This is a genomic window from Vibrio splendidus 12E03, assembly GCF_000272105.2.
GTDB lineage: Bacteria > Pseudomonadota > Gammaproteobacteria > Enterobacterales > Vibrionaceae > Vibrio > Vibrio splendidus_I.
The window spans coordinates 44,299-53,837 of record NZ_AJZD02000278.1; the positions used below are offsets into that span (position 1 = coordinate 44,299).

Here is a 9,539-nt window from a genome sequence, read left to right on the forward strand (position 1 = left end):
AATGTAGCTTCTGATGGTATTCATTCAGATTATCGATGTGTCAGATTTATCAGAATTTTTCAGGATAAAATTAAATTATGTCAGTTTATGTGATATTAATATAATTTAAACGGCTTATTGTTTTTGTGATTTAATTAAAGTAATCAATGATAGAATTAATTATATTTGTTGAATAATTGACTTTAATTTATTCTATTACGAAGTTTAAATAATGAAACTTTAAGATGGGATATTTAAAATAGGGAAAGGGTGATGTTTATCATGAGGTGTTGATTAAAGGATTTTAATGGGATTATCATTGACATATGTATCAAATATGTGTGCATGTAAATATTCATCGGCTAGTGATGAAAATAAGATATGAATGAGGTTGGTGTTATACCATGAGCACTGCCTAAAAGTGTAAGTAGCAACAAGTTAGATCAATTCGTGTTATTTTTGAGCAAATGTTAGCGTAACCACATGATATTCAAAGATCTGTTGCGGTGGCTTTGTGTTAACTATGAAAGCGTGCAATCGTTGAGTATTTAACATGCACCATCAAGCACCACGATTTGCGGTTCTTTTTCTGGCTGGTAAAGCACCTGACAAAAGTCTCCTTCTGGCGAATAGGTGTAGTTTTTGGTGTCGAAAGAGATGGCAGCTACTCTTTCTGCATTGCTGCCAGAGTCTACTTCTTTGTTGATGACATGAAGCTCTGTTGCGTCGATATTGAGTAGTCTTCTTAGTGAGTCAACATAGGCGATTGGATAGCCGTGGCAGACGTAGTAGGTCTCAATCTCCGTCTTTTCAACATAGTTGCATTCATCCTCAACGCCAGCAATCGCTGACTTCGCGTAGATCATATCGATACCCGTGCGAAGGTTACCAGCCACATCGTGTATTTTACTCGCACGAGCACTTCCTTGAACGTCTAAGAACTTGACCATAGCTGTCGCCAAAACGACCGATAAAATTAATACAGAGATGATGAGTTCTAAAAGAGTGAAGCCGTTTTGTCTGTTCATGGTTACCGATTATTTGCTCTGCTAAAGGGACGGAATGAGGGTAATCTAAATATCAAAGTCATTACAGTTAGTGGGTATAATAGTTTGGTGTTTTATTGTTTGAGTTTCTAAGTAATTTTATTTATAAACAATAATTTAATTGTTTTTACTTACTGTTAAACGCTATGTAAGCATACGTAAGCGTGCACACCCACAGCAGCCGATTGTTTAGGAAGCATTCAAACGACTTAATTTATTGATAAATAAGTCTTTAATTGTAGATTTGTCGACCACTCAAAAACTGACTTTCGACTTCATTTGAGGGAATTGGTTTACTAAATAAAAATCCCTGAAGATACTGGTATCCACAATCGATTAAGAACGCTTTTTGCGTTTCGGTTTCGACACCTTCAGCAACCACTTTTAGCCCCAATTTTTCACAGATAGCATGGGTGGCTTGGACAATCGCTTTGCTCCCTTTGTGTGAACCGTGGACAAAGCTTTTATCGAGTTTTACGGTGCTAATCGGTAAGTCATGCAACATCGATAGTGACGAGTAGCCTGTGCCAAAGTCATCAAGGTGAAGTTCAACACCTAATTTAGAAATATCGCTTAATGCTTGCCTGACTTCACCGTGCTTGAAAATCATCGAAGATTCGGTGATCTCAAGGGCGATGCTTTGAGGTTGGATATTATAGAAGTTCAACATTGCTAATAGCTGCTCGGCAAAGGTGGCGTGCATCTGAATACTCGAAATATTGATACTCATCATCAACTCACTATCAAACTCACGTTGCCATATCGATAGCTGTTTGAGTGCAGAGTTAAGAACCCATTTGCCGAGCGGTACAATCTGCCCTGTCTCCTCCGCTAAGCTAATAAACTCATCAGGGCCGATGTTACCTAGCTCTTTGTCCGACCATCGAAGTAAGGCTTCAAACCCTTTTACCTTGTCGCTGTTGGTGTTCATGATCGGTTGGTAGTGAAGGTTGAGATCGTCGTTTTCGATGGCGCGTGCCAGTCGGTGGCGGATCTCCACTTTGCGATGCAGGGTTTGTGCTAAGTCTGGGGTAAACGTTTGGAAGCGGTTTCGACCATTCGCTTTTGCAAGATGCATCGCCATACCCGCTTGCTTTAGCAATGTTTCTTGGTCAACCGCGTTATCAGGGAAATGCGCGGTACCTATGCTGCAACCGACAGATAAACTGCCGATGCCTCTGATATGGAAACTTCGGTTTAAGGCATCAATGATGCGAGAGCAAAGTAGTGGGATATTTTGATTTCGGTAGGTGTGGGCAATCACAATGAATTCGTCGCCACCAAATCGCCCTATCATGCATTTCTCATCAACCAACTGTTTAAGGCGTTCACCAACCTGTTTGAGTAGTTGGTCTCCGACAGTGTGCCCATAAGTGTCATTAACTAATTTGAAGCCATCAAGGTCGACAAACATCAATTCAAACGGTGAGCGATAGGCAATGCTGGTTTCTAGAAGGTTGCTGATCCCACGGCGATTATAAAGCTCCGTTAAACAGTCGTGTTCTGCGTTGTATCTGGCTTTTATCAGTTTCTCTTTTTGCTTTGTTGTACAGGTTAGGTTTAACAGCAGTTCACTCTTATCAAAGAGCCACTTTCCTTGCACATCAAAATGGTGTGTCTTGCCATCTATTTCGCAGCTGACTTCTTCTAATATCTCTCGGCCTTTGCGCACGGTAAACAGCCATTGTGCTGCTGTCTCTTCACTTGAAACGAAGTCGGATAGGGTGCTAAACGGTGAGCCGTAGTTGTGAAAAAACGCGGAGTTAGCACTTACTACGCTTCCCGACTTATCAAATAGAAGGGAGAGGTTTGAACCATCAGAGCAAGCGAGGTCGTGCCTTAAACTGCCTTCTTCAGCGACGACTTGTACCAACATACCCGTTCGACCATCGTGCAATGGGATCCCAGAAAACAGACATAATGCAGCTTCGAAATGTAGTTGGGAGTGAAGTTCCACCATGTCTTGATGCTTTCGTTGCGTAGAAATTGCCTTTGGTACTCTTCCAATGTCGCTTCGATTGCTTTTGACATCTCGACACTAAAGTCACGTGATGTCAGCTCAAATAGAGTTTCAGACTCCCATAGAGGAAGGGCGCTGCTGTTTGCCCAAGTTATTCTCTTATTATCAATGTCATATATCCAAATTGGACACTGGAGATGCTCGAAAGGTTGATAACTTGTCATCATATTGAACTCGGTGAACTGATATTTTGGTCGAACAGCGATCACCGAAATCGTGTGTTCGGTTGTCGCGCATCAAATTGGATTCTGGTTTCTAACCGTCAGTAGAAGACGATATTGAAATTAAAGCGGTGGTGGTCAATAACAGTGAAAGCGTTTTATTCATCTTAAAATAGGCCCTGTGGAAGTAATTATTGCGTAATATTGAATCTATTTATTAATGGGGTGAATGTTACTTTAATAAGGTATTGCTTAACAGAGTCCACCTCACGATGAAAAATGGAAAGCTCTGAGCGTAGGATTAGGTGATCGATTACCTTTGCTTGTAAGTCTATCATATTGAATTTTCTATCCAGTAAATTGAGATTTTTCAGTATTATTAACTGTTATATCATTGGTGTATGGATAGTTGGTTTGATTGGGTTTTGTAAACGCATCAAATGTAAGTGCGCGTAAGAAAATAAAGCAAATGTAAGCGGGTGGTAGGCGATTAAAACACAGCAAATAATGTGCTCTGAAGGAGGAAACCTTGATAAACCAAGGCGCACCGGTTGTTGGTTCTCTATTCTGTAAACGTGTATGTACAAAAGTGATTACTATGTTTTGCGTACGGTAAATGTAGGGCTCTGATTCCAACATTGATGATCTATGACCAGTATATATACTGCCTTCGCTTTTAATAAATACTGGTGATAGGAATGTCGAAAACCAAAGTGCTCATTGTTGAAGATGACCAAGAGATAGCTCGTCTAACGACGCTTTACCTCGAAGCTGAAGGTTACAATGTTAGCGTTGTTCATGAAGGGAACTTGGCACTTGAAGCGATCCGCAGTATTGAACCTGATTTAGTGCTGTTGGACTTGATGCTTCCAGGGATGAGCGGCGCGCAAATTTGCCGTCAAGCCCGTGAGTTTTACAATGGAATGATTTTAGTGCTAACGGCTTCCGCCGATGAAATGAGCGAGGTCAGCTTGTTTAAATTTGGTGCGGACGATTACGTTGCCAAACCGATTCGTGGCCATGCCTTGTTAGCGCGAATTGAAGCGTTATTGCGTCGAGCGACTCCCGTAACAACTGCGCAAGAAACTACGGCTGAAAAACAGTGCGATATTGTAATCAACAGCTCTGCTCAAAGTGCCACGCTCTACGGCCAAAACCTTAAGCTTACTTCTGCTGAATTTGAAATCTTAAACCTTCTCGTTAATAACATCTGTCAGGTCGTGACTCGAGATCAGTGCTGTCAGTTATTTAGAGGGATAGATTACGCGTTCAACGACCGCTCGATTGATATGCGAGTGTCTGGTTTGCGCCGAAAGCTACGTATTCACGCCAAAGACAAACAGTTGATTCGCACGGTTCGCAACAAGGGGTACATGCTGGTTGCGTAAATTCATTACTGCGAAACTTCGCTCGGTTTCGATGTTTGCTCGTTTATACCTTGGGATTGTGACTGGGATGTCGGCAACGATATTTTTATTTGTGAACCTTGGTGAAGGGTACATGCGAAGAACCGAGATTGAAACCTTCCTTAACGACGGTATCTATTTTGCTGAGCAGTACACTCGCCAACACAACCAAGAAAACTCACTCTATAAAGAGCTTGATAGAACAGGCTACCAACAATTTTATATCTTCAATTTACGCCTGTTGGAAAATTGGTCGGGCGAAGCGCCTTGCCAACGATGTGAGCTATACACCACCTTGAATGGTGTGCCGATTTATCTGAGTGACAACAATCTTTATTCGGCAGTCTTTCAGTTGCCTAATTCTCGATTTAGCTTTGCATTCAGTGAGGTAGGGGATTTCTTCTCGCCAGACATTGAATGGTATGAGGATTCAGAACGCCACTTTTTGTTAGGGCTGTTGCTGGCTGTGATTGTGGCGATTGGAGCAAGTGTTTACTTACCTGTTAGGCGTTTTCAAGAAAGAATAGAGTTACTCGTTGAGAAGCAGAAGCAGTTTGGTAAGGGAAAGCTCAGTACTCGATCTGACATGGATGATATCCACCCTATTTCTGATTTGGCTAGCAGCTTTAACTTCATGGCTGAAGAGATTGAAAGCAAAGTAAAACAAAGTCATATCTTCGCTCAAGCTATCCCTCATGAAGTGCGTACGCCGTTGAGTCGTATTCAGTTGGCGACCGATATTTTAAGAAGGGGAGCACCAGAACACCATCAAGCGCTTTTTGACGATATTGATACCTACATTGAGGATATCAACGACCTCACATCCGAAATTATCATGCTGTCGAAGTTGAATGTCATGGATAACTCTTTCTTTGAGCTCGTTAAAGTGACCTCCGATCTTCGTGAGTATTGCCTAGACCGAATTCGTTACTCGAAACTAGACAATGCCACCTTTGAATCTAAGGTACAGCTAGAGTGCAAGATTAAGTGTGATTGCTCAATGGCACGCTTGGTGTTCGATAACGTTCTCAAGAATGCGGGTAATTACACACAAGACCAAGTGTGGATGACGCTGGATGAGAACTCAGAAAACTGGCTGGTGGTGATTGAAGACAATGGTTCTGGAATACCAGAGAATAGGCGTGATGAGGTATTCCTTCCGTTCTCTCGACTAGACTCAAGCAGAACGTCGACCACCGGTGGATTGGGGTTAGGCCTCGCGATTGCTCTATCGGCGGCTAAAAAGCTTTCTTGGGATATTAAAATCGACGACAGCAACCATGGTGGTGCCAAGTTCAGTATCGTGATTCCTAAGATCGCATAAGCTGGAGCTTTAAGAGCTTTTCAGGCTCGTCAAATAACAAAGCCACGGACTTATGCCGTGGCTTTTTCATATTCCGATTCACAAGCGAGTGACTTCTTAGTTACTACTGCTTAGAGCTTAGAATTTAGAGCGATGAAGGCCATAAATAGCGTGGTCAACGATGCGACCATTCAAGTTCTCGTTACGCGTGATGATACCTTCTAACGTGAAATGTAAGCGCTCACAAACCTTACGGCTGCTTTGGTTACCAGTTGCGGCTGATATCTCGACCTTTTCCATATCTAACTCATTGAAAGCAATATCAATCAGCTTCTGGACAACGCGCGTCACAATCCCCTTTCCTTGGTATGTCTCAGATAACCAATAACCTATGGTCACCTTTTGCTTATCATGATCAATGGTATTGAAACTGCAGTTACCGACGACCTTGTCTTGATACACGATTGCACAAGTCATGCTCTTCCCTTCCGCATAATCGTGTAGCGAGCGTTGGATGAAGATCCTAAAGTCTTGCTCGGTTTTACAATGTGGCGGCCACACGAGCCATTGGCTTAGGTACTCACTCTGGCTTTGTGAGATTTCCGCGTAGTGAGAAGCGAAGCTCTCTTCAACCAATGCGATGGAGAGTTCGTTGTCGATAACCGTTTTAAACATGTCTTTCCTTTTCTTATGGTTGCTTAATTTAAGCGAATCTTAGTCGGCAGGCTATAATGTCGCATGATTTTTAATATGCAACCACTTGTAGCACGGATTTTTCGTGATACGTTAGATCTATCACGAAACTCATTAAACCTTACAATAGTTGTGTATATAATCATTAGCTATGCATTAGTATTAGCGGCCTAAATATATAAAAACTATAAAAATGCTAGGCTTAAATAATGAATCAACATTGCCAGGACGTGACCGTAGACCTAAGGAAGGCTCTATTCGGTATTGCTAAGGCGCTTGATAACGTCGGTTTCGAAAGTAAAAATCATGGACAGAGAGTGGGCTACATCGCGTATCGATGTGCTCTGAGTGTGGGGTGGGAAGAAGAGCAAGCGCAGCTCGCATTTTCGTTAGGCTTGATTCACGACTGTGGTGTCTCGCAAATTGATGAACAGCTCAGTTTAACGTCTGGGTTTGTACCTGACTCAAGCTATCACCATTGTCAAAAGGGCTACCAAATATTAAAAGAGTGCCCAGTTCTTTCTATATTCGCTAAGCCGGTTCTTTATCACCATACTCCGTGGTCTGAGCTAAAGGCTATTCATATCAGCGAGTTAGAAAAAGAGTTAGCAGCTATCGTGATGCTTGCTGATAGAGTGGATTATCTATACGGCATAACTTCTTCTGATCGTTATGGAAACCTAACACCCGATGGCAAAGCGAGCATCATTGAACGTTTGACTGAAGAAGCCGATGAGATGTTCGAAACCAACCTTGTTCAACACATGTGTGAGTTGGTCGACCTAGATGATTTCTGGTTTTCTATGGAGATCCCATACATCGAGAACATGAGGGATAATTTTGAGCCTGTGCCATTCTTCTCTCAACAGATGTCGTTGGATGAAACAGTGGCCTTTGCCGAATTTATTGCCAACGTCGTTGATACCAAAAGTTCGTTTACCTTTAAGCACTCTTTGAAGGTTGGGCAGCTTTCAGAATACCTCGCCAAACAGCTGGGTTATTCATACACCACTCAGCGTAAACTCTATCTGGCTGGGTTGGTTCATGATATCGGTAAACTGCAAACCCCTAATGACATTCTGCATAAGCCGGATTTACTTACTGAAGAAGAGTATTGCTGTATTAAACGCCATGCAACGGACACTCGATTCGCATTGCAGGAGTTGTTCAGTTCACCTCAGGTTTGTCAGTGGGCATCTAATCACCATGAAAGGTTAGATGGTTCGGGTTACCCAATGGGCAAAACGGCTGAAGAGTTGGATCAACCCAGTCGAATTGTTGCTGTAGTGGATGTGTTTCAAGCGCTAACTCAGTCTCGCCCTTATCGTGCAGGTATGACATTAGAAGAAACACTCGCTATTTTGACGGACCACGTTGATAACTTTAAGTTGGATCGAGAAGTGTTTGAGTGCCTTAATAAACACGCGCAATATTGCTTTGAATTATCAACAGATAAACGAATGTACGCGTTTTAACGCCATTAAATGTTTTCGAGGTGTGATGCCTAAATTCATACTCGGTCGAAATGACGAAGCACCAGAAACAGAAAAGCGATAGCCGAGGCTATCGCTTTTTTCATGGGGGCTTATCAGGATCTTTAGATCGAGATTAGTATCGCTTTAAGATCTCGATGATCGCTTGCTCAGTTTCCGCTGCGATTATGGCATCAATGTCATCATCATTCTGGAACAACTCTGATAGCGCCATAATCGTATGGATGTGGCTATCTGAGTCCATCGCTGCCAGAGTAATCGAAAGGTAAACGTCACCGTTGTCTTCTGACTCTAAATCAACACCCTTCTTGAATACCGTTACTTGCAGTGATGCTTCGTTCACACCATCTTCAGGGCGAGCATGAGGCATCGCAATCTTTGGTGCTAGAACATAGTACGCGCCAATGTCCTTATGCTTTTGCTTGATAGCTTCAACATAGCTTGCTTCAATTTTGTTGTTCGCTAGCAGTGTTGAACAAGTCACATCAATTGCCGCATCAACCGTTAGGTTTTCTTCAGAGTTGATGATAACGCCTTGGTTACCAATTAAATCGAATAAGCTCATGAAACAATCCACCCTAGGATAAGACCAACAACACCGAAGTCGAAGTCAGCAAACGTTGTCGCTTCAAGACCAAGGCCACCCAGTACTGGAAGCAGTAGCATTGGTAGGAAAGAGATACACAGACCTTGCGTGAATGAACCAAGAACTGCACCGCGTAGACCGCCTGTCGCATTACCGTAAACGCCTGCTGCACCACCTACGAAGAAGTGTGGAACGACGCCAGCTACAATGATTGTCCAGCCAAGCGCGCCTTGAACTGCCATTGCTAGTAGACCAGCAGCGAAAGAACAAAGGAAACCGATAAGTACCGCGTTTGGTGCTACAGGGAATACCATAGGGCAGTCTAGAGCAGGTTTTGCGCCCGGTACGAGTTTGTCAGAGATACCTTTGAATGCAGGAACGATTTCAGCTATCAGCATCTTCACACCTTGCAGTACGATGTAAACACCACCGGCAAATACAAGAGACTGCATGAAGGTGAATACTACCCAGTTTTGACCGCCTGATACTGTTTCAACAAAGTCACCGCCAGCAACAATTGAAGCAAACATAAAGAAGATGGCCATTGTTGTTGCTACAGCAACGGGCGTATCACGCAGGAACATTAGGCTCTTAGGTACGTTGATGTCTTCTGTTGATTTTGAAGTGTCACCAAACTTGCTACCAATGTAACCCGATACTAAGTATGAGAACGTTGAGAAGTGACCCATCGCCAGCTGATCGGTACCCATCACTTTCTCTGTGTATTTCTGAGCAAGTGCAGGCATGATAACCATCAGTGAACCTACAATGATCGAGCCGATTGCGACTAGAGCAGTGCCTTCGACGTTAGCTGTAGACAGGGGCTTTGTTGCGTAATTCAATGGAACTAAA

The 9,539-nt window shown here is 42.9% G+C and carries 7 protein-coding genes and 1 pseudogene; 3 read left to right on the forward strand and 5 right to left on the reverse strand.

The genetic code is table 11. The annotated features are described in order from the left end of the window. Positions 1–527 precede the first annotated feature (527 nt). Both A142_RS17370 and A142_RS17375 read right to left on the reverse strand, forming a co-directional pair. Complete coding sequence (locus tag A142_RS17370) at positions 528–1,007, reverse strand: type II secretion system protein (protein WP_019824686.1); 480 nt, start codon at positions 1,005–1,007, stop codon at positions 528–530. Positions 1,008–1,257: 250 nt separating this feature from the next. Beyond that, positions 1,258–3,212 (reverse strand): annotated as a pseudogene (locus A142_RS17375) (putative bifunctional diguanylate cyclase/phosphodiesterase). A 692-nt stretch (positions 3,213–3,904) separates the two neighbouring features. Between A142_RS17375 and A142_RS17380 the strand changes: the two are divergent. Both A142_RS17380 and A142_RS17385 read left to right on the forward strand, forming a co-directional pair. Further along, the gene (locus A142_RS17380) at positions 3,905–4,594 is read left to right on the forward strand and encodes a response regulator transcription factor (RefSeq protein ID WP_029405609.1); all 690 of its coding nucleotides are present in this window, start codon (positions 3,905–3,907) and stop codon (positions 4,592–4,594) included. After that, the gene (locus tag A142_RS17385; protein WP_019824688.1) at positions 4,587–5,936 is read left to right on the forward strand and encodes a sensor histidine kinase; all 1,350 of its coding nucleotides are present in this window, start codon (positions 4,587–4,589) and stop codon (positions 5,934–5,936) included. Before A142_RS17380 ends, A142_RS17385 begins: the two co-directional genes overlap by 8 nt. 117 nt (positions 5,937–6,053) lie before the next feature. On the opposite strand, the gene A142_RS17390 is transcribed toward A142_RS17385, so the two are convergent. Beyond that, the gene (locus A142_RS17390; protein WP_019824689.1) at positions 6,054–6,590 is read right to left on the reverse strand and encodes a GNAT family N-acetyltransferase; all 537 of its coding nucleotides are present in this window, start codon (positions 6,588–6,590) and stop codon (positions 6,054–6,056) included. A 227-nt stretch (positions 6,591–6,817) separates the two neighbouring features. Between A142_RS17390 and A142_RS17395 the strand changes: the two genes are divergently transcribed. Beyond that, positions 6,818–8,083 carry an HD-GYP domain-containing protein gene (locus A142_RS17395; RefSeq protein WP_019824690.1) on the forward strand — a complete coding sequence of 422 codons (1,266 nt, stop codon included), beginning with the start codon at positions 6,818–6,820 and terminating at the stop codon, positions 8,081–8,083. Between the two features lie 133 nt (positions 8,084–8,216). Here A142_RS17395 and A142_RS17400 read toward each other — a convergent pair whose 3' ends face one another. Further along, positions 8,217–8,666 carry a PTS sugar transporter subunit IIA gene (locus A142_RS17400; protein ID WP_029405610.1) on the reverse strand — a complete coding sequence of 150 codons (450 nt, stop codon included), beginning with the start codon at positions 8,664–8,666 and terminating at the stop codon, positions 8,217–8,219. Next, on the reverse strand, positions 8,663–9,539 hold an 877-nt coding region (locus A142_RS17405), incomplete at its 5' end, for a PTS ascorbate transporter subunit IIC (RefSeq protein WP_019824692.1). The genes A142_RS17400 and A142_RS17405, both read right to left, overlap by 4 nt.